At 39.4% G+C, this 21,036-nt stretch carries 28 protein-coding genes; 27 read left to right on the top strand and 1 reads right to left on the bottom strand.

Annotated features, from left to right (window positions below; genetic code table 11):
- Window positions 1-7: 7 nt before the first annotated feature.
- The 8 genes from CBF33_RS05010 to deoD all read left to right on the top strand — a co-directional run bounded on the left by CBF33_RS05010 (window position 8) and on the right by deoD (window position 7,998).
- Window positions 8-409, top strand: a complete 402-nt coding sequence (locus tag CBF33_RS05010; RefSeq protein WP_126762152.1) for a cytidine deaminase — start codon at window positions 8-10, stop codon at window positions 407-409.
- A gap of 66 nt (window positions 410-475) precedes the next feature.
- Entirely contained in the window at window positions 476-1,555 is a 1,080-nt protein-coding gene (locus CBF33_RS05005) for a BMP family lipoprotein (RefSeq protein ID WP_126762149.1), read from the top strand.
- Between the two features lie 77 nt (window positions 1,556-1,632).
- The gene (locus CBF33_RS05000) at window positions 1,633-3,177 is read left to right on the top strand and encodes an ABC transporter ATP-binding protein (protein ID WP_126762236.1); all 1,545 of its coding nucleotides are present in this window, start codon (window positions 1,633-1,635) and stop codon (window positions 3,175-3,177) included.
- The gene (locus tag CBF33_RS04995) at window positions 3,170-4,228 is read left to right on the top strand and encodes an ABC transporter permease (protein ID WP_126762147.1); all 1,059 of its coding nucleotides are present in this window, start codon (window positions 3,170-3,172) and stop codon (window positions 4,226-4,228) included. The genes CBF33_RS05000 and CBF33_RS04995 overlap by 8 nt, the downstream gene beginning before the upstream one ends.
- 1 nt (window position 4,229) lies before the next feature.
- Complete coding sequence (locus tag CBF33_RS04990; protein ID WP_126762145.1) at window positions 4,230-5,183, top strand: ABC transporter permease; 954 nt, start codon at window positions 4,230-4,232, stop codon at window positions 5,181-5,183.
- Window positions 5,184-5,266: 83 nt separating this feature from the next.
- The gene (deoB, locus tag CBF33_RS04985) at window positions 5,267-6,433 is read left to right on the top strand and encodes a phosphopentomutase (RefSeq protein ID WP_126762143.1); all 1,167 of its coding nucleotides are present in this window, start codon (window positions 5,267-5,269) and stop codon (window positions 6,431-6,433) included.
- Window positions 6,434-6,451: 18 nt separating this feature from the next.
- Window positions 6,452-7,273: a purine-nucleoside phosphorylase gene (locus CBF33_RS04980; RefSeq protein WP_126762141.1), complete on the top strand. Its 822-nt coding sequence runs from the start codon at window positions 6,452-6,454 to the stop codon at window positions 7,271-7,273.
- Between the two features lie 17 nt (window positions 7,274-7,290).
- Entirely contained in the window at window positions 7,291-7,998 is a 708-nt protein-coding gene (gene deoD / locus CBF33_RS04975) for a purine-nucleoside phosphorylase (RefSeq protein WP_126762139.1), read from the top strand.
- A 90-nt stretch (window positions 7,999-8,088) separates the two neighbouring features.
- On the opposite strand, the gene rpiA is transcribed toward deoD, so the two are convergent.
- Window positions 8,089-8,769 (bottom strand): ribose-5-phosphate isomerase RpiA, encoded by a 681-nt coding sequence (rpiA, locus tag CBF33_RS04970; protein WP_126762137.1) that lies wholly within the window; start codon window positions 8,767-8,769, stop codon window positions 8,089-8,091.
- A 317-nt stretch (window positions 8,770-9,086) separates the two neighbouring features.
- Here rpiA and rpsL point away from each other — a divergent pair, with 317 nt between their 5' ends.
- The 19 genes from rpsL to rplE all read left to right on the top strand — a co-directional run bounded on the left by rpsL (window position 9,087) and on the right by rplE (window position 21,032).
- On the top strand, window positions 9,087-9,503 hold the full coding sequence (rpsL, locus tag CBF33_RS04965; protein WP_126762135.1) for a 30S ribosomal protein S12: 417 nt from the start codon (window positions 9,087-9,089) through the stop codon (window positions 9,501-9,503).
- 61 nt (window positions 9,504-9,564) lie between these two features.
- Window positions 9,565-10,035, top strand: a complete 471-nt coding sequence (gene rpsG, locus CBF33_RS04960) for a 30S ribosomal protein S7 (protein WP_023606955.1) — start codon at window positions 9,565-9,567, stop codon at window positions 10,033-10,035.
- 92 nt (window positions 10,036-10,127) lie between these two features.
- Window positions 10,128-12,218, top strand: a complete 2,091-nt coding sequence (gene fusA, locus CBF33_RS04955; protein ID WP_126762133.1) for an elongation factor G — start codon at window positions 10,128-10,130, stop codon at window positions 12,216-12,218.
- A 122-nt stretch (window positions 12,219-12,340) separates the two neighbouring features.
- Window positions 12,341-13,528: an elongation factor Tu gene (gene tuf / locus CBF33_RS04950; protein WP_023606957.1), complete on the top strand. Its 1,188-nt coding sequence runs from the start codon at window positions 12,341-12,343 to the stop codon at window positions 13,526-13,528.
- 148 nt (window positions 13,529-13,676) lie between these two features.
- On the top strand, window positions 13,677-14,438 hold the full coding sequence (locus tag CBF33_RS04945) for a hypothetical protein (RefSeq protein ID WP_126762131.1): 762 nt from the start codon (window positions 13,677-13,679) through the stop codon (window positions 14,436-14,438).
- Between the two features lie 222 nt (window positions 14,439-14,660).
- Window positions 14,661-14,969, top strand: a complete 309-nt coding sequence (gene rpsJ, locus CBF33_RS04940) for a 30S ribosomal protein S10 (protein WP_023606959.1) — start codon at window positions 14,661-14,663, stop codon at window positions 14,967-14,969.
- Between the two features lie 24 nt (window positions 14,970-14,993).
- Complete coding sequence (gene rplC, locus CBF33_RS04935; RefSeq protein WP_023606960.1) at window positions 14,994-15,623, top strand: 50S ribosomal protein L3; 630 nt, start codon at window positions 14,994-14,996, stop codon at window positions 15,621-15,623.
- 24 nt (window positions 15,624-15,647) lie between these two features.
- Window positions 15,648-16,271, top strand: coding sequence for a 50S ribosomal protein L4 (rplD, locus tag CBF33_RS04930; RefSeq protein ID WP_023606961.1), 624 nt, complete (start codon window positions 15,648-15,650; stop codon window positions 16,269-16,271).
- Window positions 16,271-16,558, top strand: a complete 288-nt coding sequence (gene rplW, locus CBF33_RS04925; protein WP_023606962.1) for a 50S ribosomal protein L23 — start codon at window positions 16,271-16,273, stop codon at window positions 16,556-16,558. Before rplD ends, rplW begins: the two co-directional genes overlap by 1 nt.
- 40 nt (window positions 16,559-16,598) lie before the next feature.
- Complete coding sequence (rplB, locus tag CBF33_RS04920) at window positions 16,599-17,429, top strand: 50S ribosomal protein L2 (protein ID WP_023606963.1); 831 nt, start codon at window positions 16,599-16,601, stop codon at window positions 17,427-17,429.
- Window positions 17,430-17,479: 50 nt separating this feature from the next.
- Window positions 17,480-17,758 (top strand): 30S ribosomal protein S19, encoded by a 279-nt coding sequence (rpsS, locus tag CBF33_RS04915; protein ID WP_023606964.1) that lies wholly within the window; start codon window positions 17,480-17,482, stop codon window positions 17,756-17,758.
- 22 nt (window positions 17,759-17,780) lie between these two features.
- A complete protein-coding gene (gene rplV, locus CBF33_RS04910) occupies window positions 17,781-18,128 on the top strand; it encodes a 50S ribosomal protein L22 (RefSeq protein ID WP_023606965.1) in 348 nt (115 codons plus the stop codon).
- A gap of 12 nt (window positions 18,129-18,140) precedes the next feature.
- Window positions 18,141-18,797 (top strand): 30S ribosomal protein S3, encoded by a 657-nt coding sequence (gene rpsC, locus CBF33_RS04905; protein WP_126762129.1) that lies wholly within the window; start codon window positions 18,141-18,143, stop codon window positions 18,795-18,797.
- Window positions 18,798-18,799: 2 nt separating this feature from the next.
- The gene (rplP, locus tag CBF33_RS04900) at window positions 18,800-19,234 is read left to right on the top strand and encodes a 50S ribosomal protein L16 (protein ID WP_023606967.1); all 435 of its coding nucleotides are present in this window, start codon (window positions 18,800-18,802) and stop codon (window positions 19,232-19,234) included.
- The gene (gene rpmC / locus CBF33_RS04895) at window positions 19,224-19,412 is read left to right on the top strand and encodes a 50S ribosomal protein L29 (protein WP_023606968.1); all 189 of its coding nucleotides are present in this window, start codon (window positions 19,224-19,226) and stop codon (window positions 19,410-19,412) included. The genes rplP and rpmC overlap by 11 nt, the downstream gene beginning before the upstream one ends.
- A gap of 23 nt (window positions 19,413-19,435) precedes the next feature.
- On the top strand, window positions 19,436-19,699 hold the full coding sequence (gene rpsQ / locus CBF33_RS04890) for a 30S ribosomal protein S17 (protein ID WP_023606969.1): 264 nt from the start codon (window positions 19,436-19,438) through the stop codon (window positions 19,697-19,699).
- Window positions 19,700-19,752: 53 nt separating this feature from the next.
- Window positions 19,753-20,121, top strand: coding sequence for a 50S ribosomal protein L14 (gene rplN / locus CBF33_RS04885; protein WP_023606970.1), 369 nt, complete (start codon window positions 19,753-19,755; stop codon window positions 20,119-20,121).
- A gap of 33 nt (window positions 20,122-20,154) precedes the next feature.
- Entirely contained in the window at window positions 20,155-20,466 is a 312-nt protein-coding gene (gene rplX / locus CBF33_RS04880; RefSeq protein ID WP_023606971.1) for a 50S ribosomal protein L24, read from the top strand.
- Between the two features lie 26 nt (window positions 20,467-20,492).
- Window positions 20,493-21,032 carry a 50S ribosomal protein L5 gene (gene rplE, locus CBF33_RS04875; RefSeq protein ID WP_023606972.1) on the top strand — a complete coding sequence of 180 codons (540 nt, stop codon included), beginning with the start codon at window positions 20,493-20,495 and terminating at the stop codon, window positions 21,030-21,032.
- The last annotated feature ends 4 nt before the right edge of the window (window positions 21,033-21,036 follow it).

Genomic DNA, 21,036 nt, shown 5'->3' with positions numbered 1-21,036 from the left:
GAAAAGGATGGATAGACAAATGAAAGAAACTTGGATTTCAGAAGCTCAAAACGCAATGACCCATGCACACGTTCCATATTCTCATTTTCCAGTAGGCGCTTGTCTAGTTACAAAAGAGGGTGAGATTTACACCGGTTGTAATATTGAAAATGCTTCTTTTGGCTTATCAAATTGCGCTGAACGAACGGCTTTTTTCAAAGCGGTATCAGAAGGGCGCAAGGAATTTCAACATTTAGTTATAACGGGTAACACTAAAGAACCAATCTCTCCTTGTGGGGCTTGTCGTCAAGTTATGGCGGAGTTTTGTGAGCCGGATATGCCAGTGACGCTTGTCAGTGAATCTGGCGAAACTAAAGAAATGACTGTAAAAGAATTGATACCATATACGTTTACCGATGCACAGCTATAATCAATCTGATTTAACCAGCTAAGTAATTAGCTGTTAAATAAAAAAATACATAGGGGGCTTTACAAGATGAAGACATCTAAAAAGATCGGTTTAGGATTGCTAACTTTAGGATTGGCAGTCGGTTTAGCAGCATGTGGCAACAATGATAAGAAAGGAACAGCTTCTTCTGATGCAGGAAAAGACGGCAGTTCTGATGACTTTTCAGTTGCACTCGTAACAGACCTAGGTGGGGTAGATGACAAATCATTTAACCAATCAGCTTGGGAAGGTTTACAAGAATGGGGTAAAGAAGCAGGTAAAGAAAAAGGTGTTGGCGGATACGATTATAAACAATCAGACTCTGATGCAGACTTCTTACCTAACTTAAACGCAGCGATTGACGATGGATTCGACACAGTATTTGGTATTGGATTTAAATTACAACCAGCTATCGAAGAAGTAGCAAAAGCAAATGCAGATACACACTTCGTTATTATTGATAGTGTGGTAGAAGGTCAAGATAACGTAGCATCTGTTTTATTTAAAGACCATGAAGCAGCGTACTTAGCAGGTATCGCAGCAGCTAACGCAACAAAATCTAAAAAAATTGGTTTCGTTGGTGGACAAGAAGGAGACGTTATTGGACGTTTTGAAGCTGGTTTCGTTGAAGGGGTAAAATCTGTTGACGACAGCATTAAAGTTCAAGTGAAATATGCAGGTTCATTTGGTGACGCAGCAAAAGGTAAATCAATTGCAGCAGCTATGTATCACGACGGTGTGGACGTAATTTTCCATGCTTCAGGTGACACAGGACAAGGTGTCTTCTCAGAAGCAATCGACGTTATGAACACAAAACCAGAAAATCCAGTATGGGTTATCGGTGTTGACCGTGACCAAGAAGAAGAAGGCGAATACGCTGACGGTAACGTAACATTAACATCTACACTTAAAGGTGTAGGAACATCTGTTAAAGATATTGCACAAAAATCAGCTGACGGCAACTTCCCTGGTGGCGAATTAATGGTTTACGGATTGAAAGAAGGCGGCGTTGACTTGACAGATGGACAATTAGACGACGTTAATCCAGAGATTAAAGAAGCAATCAAAGAAGCAAAAGAAAAAATTATTGCTGGTGAAATTGAAGTGCCAGACAAACCAGCTAAATAATCTGCACATGTAGGTATGGACCCAACGATTATAGTTAGGAAGTGAAAACAGTGAATGAGTCACAATACGTGATTGAAATGGAAGGCATCACCAAAGCTTTTGGTACTTTCAAGGCAAATGACAATATTAATTTAAAAGTAAAAAAAGGTGAAATTCACGCGTTATTAGGTGAGAATGGAGCAGGCAAGTCTACTCTGATGAATATTTTATCTGGTTTACTAGAACCGACTTCTGGAACGATTAAGATTAATGGTAAAGAAGTCCAAATTGCTAACCCAACTGTTGCAAATGAGTTAGGAATAGGAATGGTTCACCAACATTTTATGTTAATTGACAATTTTTCGATTGCAGAAAACATTATTCTTGGGAGCGAACCAACGAATGCTGGGATGATTGACAAGAAAAAAGCGTATGACGACATTGTCGCTGTTTCTGATCGTTATGGTTTTAAAATCGTACCGAATGAGTTGGTTAGTAACATTTCTGTCGGGATGCAACAACGGGTAGAGATTATCAAGACGTTGTATCGCGGCGCGGAAATTTTAATTTTTGATGAGCCGACGGCCGTTCTAACGCCGCAAGAAATAGATGAATTAATGTCTATTATGCATGGCTTAGTGGCAGAAGGTAAGTCCATCATTATTATTACGCATAAGTTAGATGAAATTAAAGCTGTAGCAGATCGTTGTACAGTTATTCGTCGAGGCAAGAGTATTGATACGGTAAACGTGGCAGACGTAACGTCTCAAGAACTTGCTGATTTAATGGTAGGTCGTTCGGTGTCGTTTAAGACACCGAAAGGTCCTGCTGTTCCTAAAGAGCCTGTTTTGAAAGTGAAGGATTTAGTTGTCAAAGAGAACCGTGGTTTAGATGCGGTAAAAGGTTTAACTTTAGAAGTTCGTGCAGGAGAAGTATTGGGTATTGCCGGAATTGACGGCAATGGTCAAAGTGAGTTGCTTCAAGCGATTACAGGTATGCGTAAGGTAGAAAGTGGGACGATTGAGATTAACGGAAAAGATATGACCAATCAACGCCCACGTACGATTACAGAGAATAGTACCGCACATGTTCCTGAGGACCGTCATAAGTTTGGCTTAGTATTACCTATGACACTTTCAGAAAATATCGCACTACAAACTTATTACAAGGAACCTTTAAGTAAAAATGGTTTACTAAATTATCAATTAATCAATTCACATGCGCGTGAGTTGATAGAAGAATTTGATGTACGAACACCAAATGAGTTGGTACCGGCAAGTGCATTATCGGGTGGTAACCAACAAAAAGCGATTATCGCACGTGAAATTGATCGCGACCCTGATTTACTTATCGTTGCACAGCCAACACGTGGTTTGGACGTAGGGGCAATTGAATACATCCATAAACGTTTAATTGAACAACGTGATCATGGAAAAGGTGTCTTGTGTGTGAGTTTTGAGTTAGATGAAATTTTAAACGTGTCAGATCGTATCGCGGTTATGTTTGATGGTCAAATCGTCGGTATCGTAGACCCTAAAGAAACAAGTGAACAAGAATTGGGACTACTGATGGCAGGGATGACCTTAGAAGAAGCACGAAAAGAACTAAACGGAGAGCAGGAAGGGGTGGAAGTGAATGGGTAATCAACATTCTAAATGGAAGAATCTAGCGGTTCCTGTTATTTCCGTCTTAGCTGGTTTATTACTAGGGGCTATCATTATGTTAGTATCTGGCTATAATCCAGTTGAAGGTTATGGCGCAATGTTAAAAGGCGCTTTTGGTCGAACTTATAATATTGGAGAAGTGTTACGTTTAGCGACACCTTTAATTTTAACAGGATTAGGGTTCTCGGTAGCGAACACGGCAGGATTTTTTAATATTGGTTTAGCAGGTCAGGCTCTATGCGGTTGGATAGGTGCTATTTGGATAGCGATGACATTTCCAGACTTACCACGTATTGTGTTAGTGCCATTAGCGATTATTGTAGGAGCTCTAGCAGGAGCTATTTGGGCAGGAATTGCCGGGTATTTACGTGCACAGTTTGGTACGAGTGAAGTTATTGTGACAATCATGTTAAACTACACGATTTTATACATTAGTAATCACTTAGTACGAAATGTTTTTACAGACAGTGCAGATGCGACACCAAAAATTGGTGAAAATGCGTCTTTAAGAATGCAATTCTTAAGTGATATGTCTGGTGGCTCTCGTTTAAATGGTGGGATTTTCTTAGCAGTATTAATGATTATTCTTGTCTGGATTTTAATGAAACGAACGACCACAGGGTTTGAACTTCGTGCTGTAGGGATGAACCCATTTGCCTCAGAGTATGCAGGGATGAGTGCAAAACGTAATATTGTATTAGCTATGGTCATTTCTGGTGCGTTAGCTGGTATGGGTGGTGTCGTTGAAGGGTTAGGAACATTTGAAAACCTATATATCTTAGATGCAGCCCCTCAAATCGGTTTTGACGGGATGGCGGTTTCATTACTAGGTGGCGGAAATCCAATTGGTATTCTGTTATCAGCTATTTTATTCGGTATATTGAAGATTGGTGGATTGAAAATGCCAAGTGTCGGTATTCCAAATGAGATTGTCGACATTGTAGTAGCGTCTATCATCTTCTTTGTTGGGATTAGTTTTGCTATTCGTTTTATTATGGATAAATTGAGCGTAAAGAAAGGAGAGGCTTAATATGGTAGGAACATTAGCGATTATTGTATCTTCAGCTTTAGTGTATTCCGCTCCTCTCATCTTTACAGCCTTAGGTGGTACTTTTTCAGAACGAAGCGGTGTTGTTAACGTTGGGTTAGAAGGAATTATGACAGTAGGAGCTTTTAGTGCGGCGATTTTCAACTTGAACACGGCACACATCTTTGGTGTTTGGACGCCGTGGATTGCGATGTTATTCGGTGGCTTGATTGGACTTTTATTCTCCATTATCCATGCGGTAGCAACGATTAATTTACGTGCAGACCATATTGTCAGTGGTACGGTTATTAACTTAATGGCACCGGGTCTTACGGTATTCTTAACAAAGCAACTTTTTGATGGAAAAGGTCAAACAGAAATTATTCGTCAACGTTTTGGTAAGATTAGTTTTCCGATTTTAAAAGATATTCCGGTATTAGGTGATATCTTCTTTAAAAATACTTCTGCACCAGCGTATGTGGCAATTGCCATCGCGTTTCTTGCTTACTTTGTCATTTTTAAAACAAAGTTTGGTTTAAGATTACGTTCAGTTGGTGAAAACCCACAAGCTGCGGATACTTTAGGAATTAACGTCTATGCCATGAAATATGCAGGGGTTTTAATTTCTGGTTTCCTAGGTGGTATGGGTGGAGCGGTTGTTGTACAAGCTATTTCTGGTCAGTTCTCAGTTTCAACGATTGCTGGACAAGGCTTTATTTCAATGGCTGCGATGATTTTTGGTAAATGGAATCCAATCGGCGTGATGGGCGCAGCGTTCTTTTTCGGTCTATCACAAAGTCTAGCGATTATCGGTAGTCAAATTAGTTTCTTATCTGGGCTACCATCTGTTTACTTACAAGCAGCACCATATGTGTTAACGATTCTTGTGCTTGTCATCTTCATTGGAAAATCACAAGGACCAAAATCAATCGGTGTCACATATGTAAAATCTAAATAATAACAGACGTGCCAAGTAGTGATAGTTCATCATTGCTTATGGCACGTTTATTATAAACAAAATTATATGAAAGAAGGCATATTATGTTTAAACGTGTACATTTAATTGTCATGGACTCAGTAGGAATTGGAGAAGCGCCAGATGCGCATAAATTTGGAGATGTGGGTAGTCACACGTTAGGGCATATTGCTGAAAAGGCTGGTTTAGCTGTTCCAAATATGGAGCAACTAGGTTTAGGTACAATCGAACCGTTAACAGGCGTTAAAGCAGTGTCAGATCATGAAGGGTATGCGACAAAATTAGAAGAGATTTCAGTCGGTAAGGATACGATGACAGGTCATTGGGAAATCATGGGATTAAATATTCAAACCCCTTTCCGTGTGTTTCCAGAAGGGTTTCCTCAAGAATTGTTAGATAAAATATCTGAATTCTCAGGACGTGGTATTGTTTGTAATTTACCGTATAGTGGGACAGCTGTTATTGATGATTATGGTGAGCATCAAATGAAAACAGGTGACTTGATTGTTTATACGTCAGCAGACCCTGTGTTACAAATTGCTGCTCATGAAGATATTATTCCATTAGAAGAGCTATATCGTATTTGTGAGTATACGCGTGAAATTACAAAAGATGATCCTTATATGATTGGTCGTATTATTGCACGTCCATATGTGGGAGAACCAGGTAACTTTAAACGAACAGCTAATCGTCACGACTACGCCTTAGATCCATTTGGTCATACTGTGTTAGATTCACTAAAAGAAGCAGGCAAAGATGTTATTGCCGTTGGTAAAATTAATGATATTTTTAACGGGCAAGGGATAACCGACTTCGTTCGCACAAAATCTAATATGGATGGTGTTGACCAACTATTAAACGTGATGGCGCGTGATTTTGAAGGTTTAAGTTTTACTAATTTAGTGGACTTTGATGCGTTATTTGGTCATCGTCGTGATATTAAAGGCTATGCTCAAGCGTTAGAAGAGTTTGACGCACGTCTTCCTGAAATTATGGAAGCATTAGAGGAAGACGATTTATTACTTATTACGGCCGATCATGGTAACGACCCAAGTTTTGAAGGGACAGACCACACACGTGAATATGTTCCGTTATTAGCCTATAGTAAGAAATTTAAGGGGCAAGGTGCTTTACAACAAGGCTATTTCTCTGATATTGCAGCAACTATTGCGGATAACTTTGAAGTACCAGCAACTGAAAATGGTCAGAGCTTTTTACAAGAATTAAAATAAGTTAAAGGGGTCAAAAAAATGGCAGAAAAATTAAGTGTAAAATTACAAGAAACAGCAGCATATATTCGTGAACAAGGAGTTAAAGAGGTAGAATTTGGTTTGATTCTAGGTTCTGGTCTAGGTGAATTAGCCGATGAAATTGAAAATCCTGTTGTGATTCCTTATGAAAAAATTCCTCATTTCCCAGTTTCAACAGTTGTTGGGCATGCAGGTCAATTAGTTTATGGTGATTTATCAGGGAAAAAAGTCTTAGCGATGCAAGGACGCTTCCACTACTATGAAGGAAATAGTATGCAAGCGGTGACGTTCCCCGTTCGTGTGATGAAAGCACTCGGTGCTCACTCGATGGTAGTAACGAATGCTGCGGGTGGTGTAAACACTTCATTTACACCAGGAAACTTAATGTTAATCACAGACCAAATCAACTTTACAGGCACTAACCCTCTGATTGGTGAGAATGATGATGATTTAGGACCACGTTTCCCAGATATGTCAGAGCCTTACGACAAAGCTTATGGAAAAGTAGCGCGTCAAGTTGCAGACAAACTGAAAATCACGTTACAACAAGGGGTTTACATGGGATATTCAGGCCCTACGTATGAAACACCAGCTGAAATTAGAATGTCTCGTATGATGGGAGCGGACGCGGTTGGAATGTCTACCGTTCCAGAAGTAATTGTAGCGCGCCATATGGATATGCGTGTGTTAGGTGTTACATGTGTGACAAACTTAGCAGCTGGCATGCAAGCTAATTTAAACCATGAAGAAGTAGTTGAAACGACTGAGCGTGTTAAAGCTGACTTTAAATCACTAATCAAAGAAACTTTACAAAACTTATAAAAGAAAGAGTGAAATAAATGAGTGTTCATATTGGAGCGAAATCAGGTGAAATAGCGGAGCGTATCTTGTTACCAGGAGACCCGTTGCGTGCTAAGTATATCGCAGAAACTTTCTTGGAAGATGCTCAATTATACAATGAAGTTCGTGGAATGTTAGGCTACACAGGTATGTACAAAGGGGTTCGTGTGTCCGTACAAGGTACAGGAATGGGAATGCCTTCTGCTGCTATTTATGCGAATGAATTAATTCGAGAGTATGGTGTTAAGAAATTAATTCGTGTGGGTACGTGTGGTTCAATTCAAAAAGACGTTCACGTTCGCGACTTAGTATTAGCACAGGCAGCGGCTACGCCGTCATCGATTATTCGCAACGATTTTCCTAAATATGATTTCCCACAAATTGCTAACTTTGACTTGTTATTAGAGGCTTATCAAATTGCAAAAGAAAAAGGCTTTAATATTCACGTCGGAAACGTGCTGTCAGATGATGTTTTTTATAAAGATAGCATGGACGATGTGATGAAGCTAGGTGAGCATGGTGTATTGGGTATCGAGATGGAAGCAGCCGTCTTGTATTACTTAGCAGCGAAGTATCACGTTCAAGCATTAGCCTTGATGACAGTGAGTGACCACATTATTACTGGTGAAGAAACTTCAGCAGAAGAACGTCAAAAGACATTTGATGAAATGATGATTGTGGCGTTGGATACAATTATTAAAGACTAAGTTGAATATTAAATGGTGTCCTATGTCTACCATTTAATTAATAAAAAAATGCGTCTCCTTTAAAAGGGAGGCGCATTTTTTCTGCTCAATTTAGTTTGCATGTTTTTGAATGGTCTCAATACCTGATTCTTTTCCAATAATGACCGTATCTACGATGGATAAAAATAATCCATGTTCTACCACTCCAGGTAAGCTATTCAACCAATCAGCTAAGCGGCGTGGTTCGGCAATCACTTGGCAATGTAAATCAATAATATAGTGCTTTCCATCTGTGACGATAGGGTTATTATCCGCATCCACGCGTAAAACGGGATTTAGACCTTCTTTTTCAAACAAATGCACTAATTGTTGTGAACCATAGGGCATAACCTCAACAGGTAGAGGAAAAGCACCTAATTGTTCCACCCATTTTGATTCATCCACAATCCAAATATTATGACGTGAATAAGTGGCTACAATTTTTTCAAAAAGAAGGGCTGCACCTCCGCCTTTAATTCCTTCAAATTGTGGATTGACCTCATCTGCTCCGTCAATCGTTAAATCGACATGAGTGACTTCATCAATACTTTTTAGTGGAATACCTAAACCTTCTGCTTGTTGGCGTGTTGCTTCTGAAGTCGTTACACCAACCACAGATAAATTTTCTTCTTTAATCCGACGCCCTAATTCTTCAACCATGTAATAAGCGGTAGAACCTGTTCCAAGTCCAACAATCATTCCTTCTTCAATATAAGATGCTGCTTCAATCCCGACCATTTGTTTTAAATTCATCGTCTATTAGCTCCTTTAAATCCTGATTTAATCCTTGCTAGTCTTAGTATACTGATTTTTCCAAAAAAATGATAGCGTTATTAAAACTTAGTCGATAAAAAAGTATCAGAAATGGTTGACACCTCTTTTTTTATGTGATACGATTTTTAAGGTGCTTTATGTACAGGTTTCTATTTTATGATAGACGTTCTGACTGTCATAGAAAGCATTTGATAGTGTTAAATAGCGTTGCAAGGAGACTTGCATTCTTTTTATCACAAAAAAAGAACCACCAGGATGTGTGGTACTAGAAAGCCAGTAGGGAAGGAGGAAACAAGATGCCAACAATTAATCAATTGATACGTAAATCACGTCAATCAAAACCAACAAAATCTGACTCACCTGCATTAGGTAAAGGTTATAACAGTCTAAAAAAATCTCATACTAACACTAACTCTCCTCAAAAACGTGGAGTATGTACACGTGTGGGTACAATGACACCTAAAAAACCTAACTCAGCTTTACGTAAATTTGCTCGTGTTCGTTTATCTAACAACATTGAGGTAACAGCGTATATCCCAGGAATTGGTCATAACCTACAAGAACATAGTGTTGTGTTAATTCGTGGTGGTCGTGTAAAAGACTTACCAGGGGTACGTTATCATATTGTTCGTGGTGCGCTTGATACAGCCGGTGTTACGGATCGTAAACAAAGCCGCTCTAAATATGGTGCTAAAAAACCTAAAAAAGCTTAATTAAAATTAAATTTTACTATTATATATATAAAGAGAAAATTATTTGGAAGGAGGAAGTTGAATGCCTCGTAAAGGTCCTGTTGCAAAACGTGAAGTTTTACCAGATCCGATTTTTCATTCAAAAGATGTAACACGCTTAATTAACCGCGTTATGGTTGACGGTAAACGTGGAACAGCTTCAAACATCGTTTACAGTGCGTTTGATATTATTAAAGAATCTACAGGTAACGATCCATTAGAAGTTTATGTACAAGCTTTGGATAACGTAAAACCTGACTTAGAAGTTAAAGCTCGTCGTGTAGGTGGTTCTAACTATCAAGTACCGGTTGAAGTTCGCCCTGAACGTCAAATCACTTTAGCATTACGTTGGATTGTAAACTTCTCACGTAACCGTGGAGAACATACAATGGAACAACGTCTAGCGAAAGAATTGATGGATGCTGCTAACAACACTGGCGCTTCTGTTAAGAAACGCGAAGAAACACACAAAATGGCAGAAGCAAACAGAGCGTTTGCACACTATCGCTGGTAATATCCTCGAGTGTTTGGTGGGTTTGCCTATCAAACACGACTTAATTGTATCGAGATTAACTGAATCACTGACATAAGAGAGGAGAAACAAGAATGCCTAGAGAATTTTCGCTAGAAAACACTCGTAATATTGGGATCATGGCTCATATTGATGCTGGTAAAACAACCACAACAGAGCGTATCCTATATTATACAGGTCGTATCCATAAAATTGGTGAAACACATGATGGTGCTTCACAAATGGACTGGATGGAGCAAGAACAAGAACGTGGTATTACGATTACATCGGCAGCAACAACTGCTCAATGGAAAGGTCACCGCGTAAACATCATTGACACCCCTGGTCACGTGGACTTCACTGTAGAAGTAGAACGTTCATTACGTGTATTAGACGGTGCGGTTACTGTTTTAGATGCTCAATCAGGTGTTGAGCCTCAAACAGAAACAGTGTGGCGTCAAGCTACAACATACGGTGTACCACGTATGGTATTCATCAACAAGATGGATAAAATTGGTGCAGACTTCCTATACGCAGTTGGAACACTGCATGAGCGTTTGCAAGCAAATGCGCATCCAGTACAATTGCCAATCGGTTCAGAAGATAACTTCACAGGAATCATCGACTTAATCAAGATGAAAGCTGAGATTTATACTAATGACATCGGAACAGATATTCGTGAGGAAGAAATTCCAGAAGAATATGCTGAATTAGCGCAAGAGTGGCGCGAAAAATTAGTAGAAGCAGTTGCTGAAACTGATGAAGATTTAATGATGAAATATTTAGAAGGCGAAGAAATATCTGAAGATGAATTAAAAGCAGCTATTCGTCGTGCGACAATCGCAGTTGAATTCTATCCAGTATATTGTGGTTCTGCCTTCAAAAATAAAGGGGTTCAATTAATGCTTGATGGCGTTATTGACTACCTACCATCACCAACAGAAGTTGCTGACATTACAGGTATTATTCCTGATACTGAAGAAGAAGTTGTTCGTGAATCAAGTGACGAAGCTCCTTTCTCAGCGTTAGCCTTCAAAGTTATGACTGACCCATTCGTAGGTCGTCTAACATTCTTCCGTGTGTACTCTGGTGTCTTAGAATCAGGTTCATACGTTAAAAATGCAACAAAAGGTAAACGTGAACGTGTTGGTCGTATCTTACAAATGCACGCAAACTCTCGTGAAGAGATTTCAACTGTATATGCAGGAGATATTGCAGCAGCTGTTGGACTTAAAGACACAACAACAGGTGACTCATTGTGTGACGAGAAACATCCAGTTATCTTAGAATCAATGGAATTCCCTGAGCCAGTTATCGAAGTTGCGATTGAGCCTAAATCAAAAGCAGACCAAGATAAAATGGGCGTTGCGTTACAAAAATTATCTGAAGAGGATCCTACTTTCCGTGCGTCAACAAACACTGAAACAGGTGAAACAATCATCGCAGGTATGGGTGAGCTTCACTTAGACGTTATCGTTGACCGTATGAAACGTGAATTTAAAGTAGAAGCTAACGTTGGAGCACCTCAAGTTTCTTACCGTGAAACATTCCGTGCACCAATGGTACAAGCTGAAGGTAAATTCGTACGTCAATCAGGTGGTAAAGGACAATACGGACACGTTTGGATTGAATTTACACCAAACGAAGAAGGTGGCGGTTTCGAATTCGAAAACGCAATCGTCGGTGGTGTCGTTCCTCGTGAATACATCCCTGCTGTTGAAGCTGGATTAAAAGCTTCAATGGAAAACGGAATTTTAGCTGGTTATCCTTTAGTTGACATTAAAGCAAAACTTTATGATGGTTCATACCATGACGTCGACTCAAGTGAAACAGCTTTCCGTGTGGCAGCTTCTATGGCATTACGTGCCGCTGCTAAAAAAGCACAACCTGCTATTTTAGAACCTATCATGGCAGTAGAGATTGTTATTCCAGAAGATCACTTAGGTGATATTATGGGACACGTAACAGCTCGTCGTGGTCGCGTTGAAGGTATGGAAGCTCGTACAGGTGGCTTACAAGTCGTACGTGCGATGATTCCTTTATCAGAAATGTTTGGCTATGCGACAACATTACGTTCTTCTACACAAGGTCGTGGTGTCTTTACAATGGTATTTGACCATTACGAAGATGTTCCAAAATCTATTCAAGAAGAAATCATTAAGAAAAATGGTGGCTCTGCAGAATAATAGCCCTTGCTATCTTTTCTGAGAAAAATCATGTAAACTGTAATTGAGATAAAGCGGTCAGGCGCTCTGATCGCTTATCCATAAAAAAATAAAACATATATTTTTAGGAGGATTTATTTAAAATGGGAAAAGAAAAATTTGACCGTTCTAAACCACACGTTAACATTGGTACAATCGGACACGTTGACCATGGTAAAACAACATTATCAGCTGCTATCGCAACTGTTTTAGCTAAACACGGACATGGTGAAGCTCAAAACTATGCTGACATTGATAACGCGCCAGAAGAAAAAGAGCGTGGAATCACAATCAGTACTTCACACATCGAGTATGAAACAGAAAACCGTCACTATGCACACGTGGACTGCCCAGGACACGCGGACTATGTTAAAAACATGATCACTGGTGCTGCTCAAATGGACGGAGCTATCTTAGTAGTTTCTGCTGCTGATGGTCCAATGCCACAAACTCGTGAGCACATTCTTTTATCTCGTAACGTTGGTGTACCATACATCGTTGTTTTCTTAAACAAAATGGACATGGTTGACGACGAAGAGTTATTAGAATTAGTAGAAATGGAAGTTCGTGACTTATTAAGCGAATACGACTTCCCAGGAGACGATACACCAATCGTTGCTGGTTCTGCTTTGAAAGCTTTAGAAGGCGTTGAAGAATATGAGCAAAAAATCTTAGACTTAATGGCTGAGGTTGATGCATACATTCCAACTCCAGAACGTGACCATGACAAACCATTCATGATGCCAGTTGAGGACGTATTCTCAATCACTGGTCGTGGTACTGTTGCTACAGGTCGTGTTGAGCGTGGTACAATCAAAGTTGGTGACGAAGTTGAAGTTATCGGTATTGCAGAAGATATCGCTAAAACAACTGTTACTGGTGTAGAAATGTTCCGTAAATTATTAGATTACGCTGAAGCTGGAGACAACATTGGTGCATTATTACGTGGTGTTTCACGTGAAGACATCCAACGTGGTCAAGTATTAGCAGCTCCAGGAACAATCACTCCACATACTAAATTTAACGCTGAAGTTTACGTTTTAAGTAAAGAAGAAGGCGGACGTCATACACCATTCTTTGGTAACTACCGTCCACAATTCTACTTCCGTACAACTGACGTAACTGGTGTTATCGAATTACCAGAAGGAACTGAAATGGTTATGCCTGGGGACAACGTAACAATCGACGTTGACTTAATTCACCCAATCGCTATCGAAGAAGGAACTCGTTTCTCAATTCGTGAAGGTGGCCGTACAGTAGGTTCAGGTGTTGTATCTAAAATCTTGGCTTAATTTTTAAAAAATTAAGACTGTCAAATATATATGTATTCGTCCGTAAGGAGCTAAGGAAACTTAGCTCCTTTTTTTGAACAATTACTATTGTACATTCTTGGTAGTTAAGGTATCATTTAAACTGATAAAAGAAAAGTGAGGGATGGGTGTGCAAAGTAAAAAGAAGCTATTTTTGTTACTAGTCGTTTCGATGGTGTTTGCAGTTGCCTCCATATTAGTTGGATGGGTATACGCAGAAAAACGTGATCAAGCGATAGTTGCAGGGGACAAAACAATAGCCACTACTGAAAAGAAAAACACTAATAAAAAAGCGAACAAAAAAACATCAAACAACGTAACGCTTGCTGATTTGTTTGATGGTGACGATCACATTTACTTAAATGAGCAACTAACAGTGGATATGATTAAAACTGCCAAGAAAAATCTGCCAGCTGAAGAACAAGGGCTTGTAGACCAAGCTAAAGCAAAGTTTAATGTCTTGCATACAGTGAATGGGTTGTTTACAGAGGCGCCATTAAAGGGACGTGTCGTAAATGAAGAAGCGACCATGCTAGATGATGTCACAGATAAAGAAAAAGAGAGTGCGATGGAGTTAGTCAACGGTTTGCCTGATGACGCATTTTCAGCAACGCTAATGGCAGTTTTACAAGGTGATGAGCCAGTTGCAACTGAAGATGAAAATGTCAGTGCTTCTTGGGATACGACAGAAGCGGATGTCGCCTATGCGGACCAAATGTTAGCCAACGTAGTGAAAGATGGTGAAGTCATTACCGGCTTTACTATGGAAGCTTATCAAAATGCACGTACAGCTATTGACGCACTTCCGGAAGGTTCTGATAAGAAAGCAATGAAAAAAGAACTGAAAAAAGTAGAAGATGCGATGACGAGTATGGGTATTCCTTTTGAATAAAGAAAATAATTAAGAAAAAAGCTTGCAATCAAGCTTTTTTTTTAGTATACTTTTAAAGGTGTCGCGTACAAATAGTACAAAACACATTAGCAATCAAGCGAGATTGCGTGGCAAAGAAACGAAAGGTTGCGACACGCCCGGAAGCATTGCCATAGAAGGGTGATGTCGGATATTTTCGCGGAGCTATGTCTACTTTTCAAAATAGGCGAAGGAGGGAAAAAAATGGCAAAACAAAAAATTCGTATCCGTTTAAAAGCATATGAGCATCGTATTTTAGATCAATCAGCGGAGAAAATCGTAGAAACAGCAAAGAGAACAGGGGCTGACATTTCAGGTCCGATTCCTTTACCAACAGAGCGTTCTGTTTATACAGTTATCCGTGCGACTCATAAATACAAAGACTCACGTGAGCAATTCGAAATGCGAACTCACAAACGTCTAATCGACATTGTGAACCCAACACCGAAAACAGTTGACGCTTTAATGAAGCTAGACTTACCAAGCGGTGTGAATATTGAAATTAAATTATAATAATAAGATGATGGAGGTGTACTCATGACCAAAGGAATCTTAGGAAAAAAAGTAGGAATGACACAAATTTTCACTGAAAATGGTGAATTAATCCCTGTAACAGTAATCGAAGCAACACCTAACGTGGTAATGCAAGTGAAAACTGTTGAAACAGATGGTTACGAAGCCGTTCAATTAGGTTTCCAAGACCAACGTGAAATTTTGTCAAACAAACCTGCTAAAGGTCATGCTGTAAAAGCAAATACGACTCCTAAGCGCTTCATTAGAGAGTTTAAAGATGTTGAGCTAGGAGAATTCGAAGTAGGAAACGAAGTAAAAGTGGATGTATTCCAAGCAGGAGACATCGTAAACGTAACAGGTACAACGAAAGGTAAAGGATACCAAGGGGTTATTAAACGTCATGGTCAAGCTCGTGGACCAATGAGCCACGGTTCTCGTTACCACCGTCGTCCTGGGTCAATGGGTCCAGTCGATCCGAATCGCGTGTTTAAAAATAAAAAATTAGCAGGTCAAATGGGTGGCGACCGTGTCACAATCAAGAACTTAGAAGTTGTTCGTGTTGACCTAGATCGCAATGTTATCTTAGTAAAAGGTAATGTTCCAGGATCTAAAAAATCATTAGTTCAAATCCAGTCAGCGAAAGCGGCTAAATAATTGTTGGAGAGGAGGAACTAAGGGATGACTACTGTAGCATTATTTAAACAAGATGGTACTAAAGCTGGTGACGTTGAATTAAACGATGCAATCTTTGGTATCGAACCAAACGAAAGCGTAGTTTATGACGCTATCATCATGCAACGTGCTTCTTTAAGACAAGGAACACACGCTGTAAAAAACCGCAGTGCTGTACGCGGAGGCGGACGTAAACCATGGCGTCAAAAAGGTACAGGACGTGCTCGTCAAGGATCAATCCGTTCACCACAATGGCGTGGAGGCGGCGTTGTCTTCGGACCAACACCACGTTCATACAGCTACAAACTTCCTAGAAAAGTTCGTCGTTTAGCAATTCGTTCTGTTTTATCAGAAAAAGTTGCTCAAGATAGTTTGATGGTAGTAGATGCTTTAAGCTTCGACGCACCAAAAACGAAAGAATTTAAAGAAGTATTAAATAAATTAGATGTAAACAACAAAGTATTAGTTGTATTAGAAGAAGGAAATGACTTTGCAGCTTTATCAGCTCGTAACTTACCAAATGTTTCTGTCATTTCAGCAGATAACGTCAGCGTCTTAGATGTTGTTTCAAACGACACTATGTTAATGACACAAGCTGCTCTTACTCAATTAGAGGAGGTGCTTGCATAATGGAATTATTAGATGTAATTAAACGTCCAGTTATTACCGAAGCCTCTATGTTAGCGATGGACGAGAAAAAATACACATTTGATGTAGATACTCGTGCTAACAAAACACTCGTAAAGCAAGCTGTTGAAGCGGCTTTTGGAGTAAAAGTTAAAAATGTTAACATCATGAATGTTAAACCTAAATTCAAACGTATGGGTCAATTTGGCGGACATACAAACAAACGTCGCAAAGCAATTGTGACATTAACTGAAGACTCAAAAGATATCCAATTATTCGATGCAGAATAGCATCTAACCTGTATAATTTTTAAAGTAGGAGGGAAAAGACGTGGCGATTAAAAAGTATAAACCAACCACAAATGGTCGTCGTAATATGACAAGCTTAGACTTTGCTGAGATTACTACTAATCAACCAGAAAAAAGCTTGTTACAACCGATGAAGAACAATGCTGGTCGTAACAACATGGGCCGCATTACAGTTCGTCACCATGGTGGCGGTCACAAACGTCAATATCGTTTAATTGACTTTAAACGTGTGAAAGACAATGTCGAAGCAACTGTTAAGACAATCGAATACGATCCAAACAGAACAGCTAACATTGCATTAATTCACTATGTAGATGGAGTTAAATCATACATCTTAGCACCAAAAGGATTAAAAGTAGGAGATAAAGTAATTTCAGGTGATGACGCTGATATTAAACTAGGAAACGCTTTGCCATTAGCAAACATTCCAGTTGGTACAGTTATTCATAACATTGAAATGAAGCCTGGTAAAGGTGGACAATTAATCCGCTCAGCTGGTACAAAAGCTCAAGTACTAGGTAAAGAAGGTAAATATGTTTTAGTACGTTTGAACTCTGGTGAAGTACGTATGATCTTAGGAACATGTCGTGCAACAATTGGTTCAGTCGGAAACGAACAACATGAATTAGTAAACATTGGTAAAGCTGGACGTAACCGTTGGAAGAGAAAACGCCCAACAGTACGTGGTAGCGTAATGAACCCTAACGATCACCCACACGGTGGTGGTGAAGGTAAAACTCCAATCGGTATGCCTTCTCCAATGACTCCATGGGGCAAACCAACACTTGGATACAAAACACGTAAGAAATCTAAAAATGACAAACTTATTGTGCGTCGTCGTAAATCTAAATAATTTAAAACCGGCATGTTAACGTGTCGGTAGAATCTGAGAGGAGGTTCAACATGGGACGCAGTCTAAAGAAAGGACCATTTTGTGACGAACATTTAATGTCAAAAGTGGTTGCTCAAAAAGATGTTGAAAAGAAAAAAGTCATTAAAACATGGTCTCGTAGATCTACAATTTTCCCGAATTTTGTAGGATACACCATTGCTGTTTATGACGGAAGAAAGCATGTTCCAGTCTACATTCAAGAAGATATGGTTGGACATAAATTAGGTGAATTTGCACCAACAAGAACATTCCGTGGCCACTCTGGCGACGATAAGAAAACAGGCCGTTAATACGTGAGGGGAGGAATTGCAAATGACAGCACAAATTACTTCAGCAAAAGCAACTGCTAAAACAGTTCGTACTTCACCTCGCAAAACACGTCTAGTTATTGACTTAATTAGAGGGAAAAGTGTGGCAGAAGCTATTTCAATTTTGAAATATACGCCTAACAAAGCTGCTGGAATCATTGAGAAAGTCTTAATGTCCGCAGTTGCAAATGCAGAAAACAATTATGATTTAGATGTTGAAAACTTGGTAGTGTCAGAGGCTTTTGTAAACGAAGGACCAACAATGAAACGTTTCCGTCCACGTGCAAAAGGATCAGCGTCACCAATCAACAAAAGAACTAGCCACATTACTGTAGTAGTGGCAGAGAAATAGGAGGGACGATCAGTGGGTCAAAAAGTACATCCAATAGGAATGCGTGTTGGCGTTATTCGCGACTGGGAAGCTAAGTGGTATGCTGAAAAAGAATACGCTGAATACTTACACGAAGACTTAAAAATTCGCGAATTTATCGCGACAACACTTGCTGACGCCGCTGTGTCTAAGGTTGAAATCGAACGTGCTGCAAATCGCGTCAACGTTTCAGTCCACACAGCTAAACCAGGTATGGTGATTGGTAAAGGCGGATCAGAAGTTGAGAAATTACGTAAAGAATTAAATAAATTAACTGGTAAACGAGTTCACATTAACATTATCGAAATCAAAAAACCAGATTTGGATGCTAAGTTAGTAGCAGAAGGAATCGCACGTCAATTAGAAAACCGTGTTGCTTTCCGTCGTGCACAAAAACAAGCTATCCAACGTACTATGCGTGCTGGAGCTGATGGAATTAAAACATTAGTATCTGGACGTTTAAACGGTGCTGATATCGCACGTTCAGAAGGGTATTCAGAAGGAACAGTTCCTTTACATACTCTAAGAGCAGATATCGACTATGCTTGGGAAGAAGCAGACACAACATACGGAAAACTAGGAGTTAAAGTGTGGATTTATCGTGGAGAAATTCTTCCAGAAATCAAAAACACTGAGAAAGGAGGGAAATAGACATGTTAGTACCTAAACGTGTAAAATACCGTCGTGAGTTTAGAGGAAAAATGCGTGGCGAAGCCAAAGGTGGTAAAGAAGTAGCTTTTGGAGAATACGGTTTACAAGCATTAGATTCAGCTTGGATTACTAACCGTCAAATCGAAGCTTCTCGTATCGCAATGACTCGTTTCATGAAACGTGGTGGGAAAGTATGGATCAAAATTTTCCCTCATAAGTCATATACAGCAAAAGCTATCGGCGTTCGTATGGGTTCCGGTAAAGGGGCTCCAGAAGGATGGGTAGCACCAGTAAAACGAGGAAAAATCATGTTTGAAATTGCTGGCGTTCCTGAAGATGTAGCACGCGAAGCATTACGTCTAGCGTCACATAAATTGCCAGTTAGAACTAAATTTGTAAAACGTGAGGAAATGGGTGGTGAATCGAATGAAGGTTAAAGACATTAAAGGATTATCCACTGCTGAAATGCTAGAAAAGGAAAAAGAATTTAAAGAAGAATTATTTAACTTAAGATTCCAACTAGCAACAGGTCAACTTGAAGATACATCACGTATTAAGAAAGTACGCCAATCGATTGCACGTATCAAAACAGTTTTGCGCGAGCAAGAGAAGTAATAGTGGAAGGAGGCCATTAACGTATGACTGAAAGAAATGAACGTAAAGTTTACCAAGGACGTGTCGTATCAGACAAGATGGATAAAACCATCACAGTTGTTGTAGAAACACGTAAAACACATAAAGTTTACGGTAAACGTGTGAAATATTCGAAGAAATACAAAGCTCACGATGAAAATAATGTTGCAAAAACAGGTGACATCGTGCGAATTATGGAAACTCGTCCATTATCCGCTACAAAACGTTTCCGTTTGTTAGAGGTAGTAGAAGAAGCAGTTATCATCTAAGCGAGATTTTCCTATATAGATTGAAAGTTTAAATCTGAAAGGAGGATACAATAATGATCCAAACAGAAAGTCGTTTAAAAGTAGCTGACAACTCTGGCGCACGTGAAGTGCTTGCTATTAAAGTGTTGGGTGGCTCTGGTCGTAATAATGCCAATATTGGTGACATAATTGTTGCGTCGGTTAAACATGCAACGCCAGGTGGAGTTGTTAAAAAAGGTGAAATCGTCAAAGCAGTTATCGTAAGAACAAAAACAGGAGCTCGTCGTGCAGACGGTTCATATATAAAATTTGATGAAAATGCATGTGTGATTATCCGTGATGATAAGAGCCCTCGTGGTACTCGTATCTTTGGACCAGTTGCACGTGAATTACGTGATAATAACTTCATGAAAATTATTTCATTAGCACCAGAAGTATTATAATCAATTGTTAGCTAAAGGAGGTGCGAGACAAAAATGTTTGTAAAAAAAGGCGATAAAGTAAAAATTATCACTGGTAAAGATAAAGGAAAAGAAGGCGTTGTTTTAACAGCTTTCCCTAAAAACGACCGTGTCATCGTTGAAGGTGTGAACATGGTTAAAAAACATCAAAAACCAAGCGCAACTGTTCCTCAAGGAGGAATTGTCGAACAAGAAGCATCTATTCACGTATCGAATGTCATGGTGGTTGATCCATCTACAAACGAACCAACACGTGTTGGATACAAAGTGGTTGACGGTAAAAAAGTGCGTGTTTCTAAAAAAACAGGTGAAGTTTTAGATAAATAATTGGTAAGGAAGGAGGAACCGTTAGAATGAACCGCCTTAGAGAAAAATATGTAAATGAAGTAACACCATCTTTGATGGAAAAATTTAATTACTCTTCTATTATGCAAGCACCAAAAGTTGAGAAAATTGTAATCAACATGGGTGTTGGTGACGCAGTATCTAATGCTAAAAACTTAGATAAAGCTGTTGAAGAATTAACCCTAATTTCAGGTCAAAAACCTGTAATTACGAAGGCAAGAAAATCAATTGCTGGTTTCAGATTACGTGAAGGAATGCCTATCGGATGTAAAGTAACTTTACGTGGCGAAAGAATGTATGAATTCTTAGACAAACTAGTAACTGTTTCCTTACCTCGTGTACGTGACTTCCACGGTGTCAGTGCCAAATCATTTGACGGACGCGGAAACTACACATTAGGTGTTAAAGAGCAGTTGATTTTCCCAGAAGTAGACTACGATCGCGTAGATAAAGTACGTGGTATGGACATCGTCATTGTTACAACAGCCAACACAGACGAAGAGTCTCGTGAGCTATTGTCACAACTTGGCATGCCATTCCAAAAATAATTAA

Source organism: Vagococcus lutrae, from assembly GCF_003987555.1.
In the GTDB taxonomy this organism is placed as follows: Bacteria; Bacillota; Bacilli; order Lactobacillales; family Vagococcaceae; genus Vagococcus_A; species Vagococcus_A lutrae.
The sequence above is the reverse complement of the archived record's forward strand: the minus strand, read 5'-3'. Positions and strand labels throughout refer to the sequence as shown.

Bases quoted from the DNA above. Each gene is read 5' to 3' on its own strand.
- CBF33_RS05010 (WP_126762152.1), top strand. From the start codon at position 8: ATGGATAGACAAATGAAAGAAACTTGGATTTCAGAAGCTCAAAACGCA.
- CBF33_RS05005 (WP_126762149.1), top strand. From the start codon at position 476: ATGAAGACATCTAAAAAGATCGGTTTAGGATTGCTAACTTTAGGATTG.
- CBF33_RS05000 (WP_126762236.1), top strand. From the start codon at position 1,633: ATGGAAGGCATCACCAAAGCTTTTGGTACTTTCAAGGCAAATGACAAT.
- CBF33_RS04995 (WP_126762147.1), top strand. From the start codon at position 3,170: ATGGGTAATCAACATTCTAAATGGAAGAATCTAGCGGTTCCTGTTATT.
- CBF33_RS04990 (WP_126762145.1), top strand. From the start codon at position 4,230: ATGGTAGGAACATTAGCGATTATTGTATCTTCAGCTTTAGTGTATTCC.
- deoB (WP_126762143.1), top strand. From the start codon at position 5,267: ATGTTTAAACGTGTACATTTAATTGTCATGGACTCAGTAGGAATTGGA.
- CBF33_RS04980 (WP_126762141.1), top strand. From the start codon at position 6,452: ATGGCAGAAAAATTAAGTGTAAAATTACAAGAAACAGCAGCATATATT.
- deoD (WP_126762139.1), top strand. From the start codon at position 7,291: ATGAGTGTTCATATTGGAGCGAAATCAGGTGAAATAGCGGAGCGTATC.
- rpiA (WP_126762137.1), bottom strand. From the start codon at position 8,769: ATGAATTTAAAACAAATGGTCGGGATTGAAGCAGCATCTTATATTGAA.
- rpsL (WP_126762135.1), top strand. From the start codon at position 9,087: ATGCCAACAATTAATCAATTGATACGTAAATCACGTCAATCAAAACCA.
- rpsG (WP_023606955.1), top strand. From the start codon at position 9,565: ATGCCTCGTAAAGGTCCTGTTGCAAAACGTGAAGTTTTACCAGATCCG.
- fusA (WP_126762133.1), top strand. From the start codon at position 10,128: ATGCCTAGAGAATTTTCGCTAGAAAACACTCGTAATATTGGGATCATG.
- tuf (WP_023606957.1), top strand. From the start codon at position 12,341: ATGGGAAAAGAAAAATTTGACCGTTCTAAACCACACGTTAACATTGGT.
- rpsJ (WP_023606959.1), top strand. From the start codon at position 14,661: ATGGCAAAACAAAAAATTCGTATCCGTTTAAAAGCATATGAGCATCGT.
- rplC (WP_023606960.1), top strand. From the start codon at position 14,994: ATGACCAAAGGAATCTTAGGAAAAAAAGTAGGAATGACACAAATTTTC.
- rplD (WP_023606961.1), top strand. From the start codon at position 15,648: ATGACTACTGTAGCATTATTTAAACAAGATGGTACTAAAGCTGGTGAC.
- rplW (WP_023606962.1), top strand. From the start codon at position 16,271: ATGGAATTATTAGATGTAATTAAACGTCCAGTTATTACCGAAGCCTCT.
- rpsS (WP_023606964.1), top strand. From the start codon at position 17,480: ATGGGACGCAGTCTAAAGAAAGGACCATTTTGTGACGAACATTTAATG.
- rplV (WP_023606965.1), top strand. From the start codon at position 17,781: ATGACAGCACAAATTACTTCAGCAAAAGCAACTGCTAAAACAGTTCGT.
- rplP (WP_023606967.1), top strand. From the start codon at position 18,800: ATGTTAGTACCTAAACGTGTAAAATACCGTCGTGAGTTTAGAGGAAAA.
- rpmC (WP_023606968.1), top strand. From the start codon at position 19,224: ATGAAGGTTAAAGACATTAAAGGATTATCCACTGCTGAAATGCTAGAA.
- rpsQ (WP_023606969.1), top strand. From the start codon at position 19,436: ATGACTGAAAGAAATGAACGTAAAGTTTACCAAGGACGTGTCGTATCA.
- rplN (WP_023606970.1), top strand. From the start codon at position 19,753: ATGATCCAAACAGAAAGTCGTTTAAAAGTAGCTGACAACTCTGGCGCA.
- rplX (WP_023606971.1), top strand. From the start codon at position 20,155: ATGTTTGTAAAAAAAGGCGATAAAGTAAAAATTATCACTGGTAAAGAT.
- rplE (WP_023606972.1), top strand. From the start codon at position 20,493: ATGAACCGCCTTAGAGAAAAATATGTAAATGAAGTAACACCATCTTTG.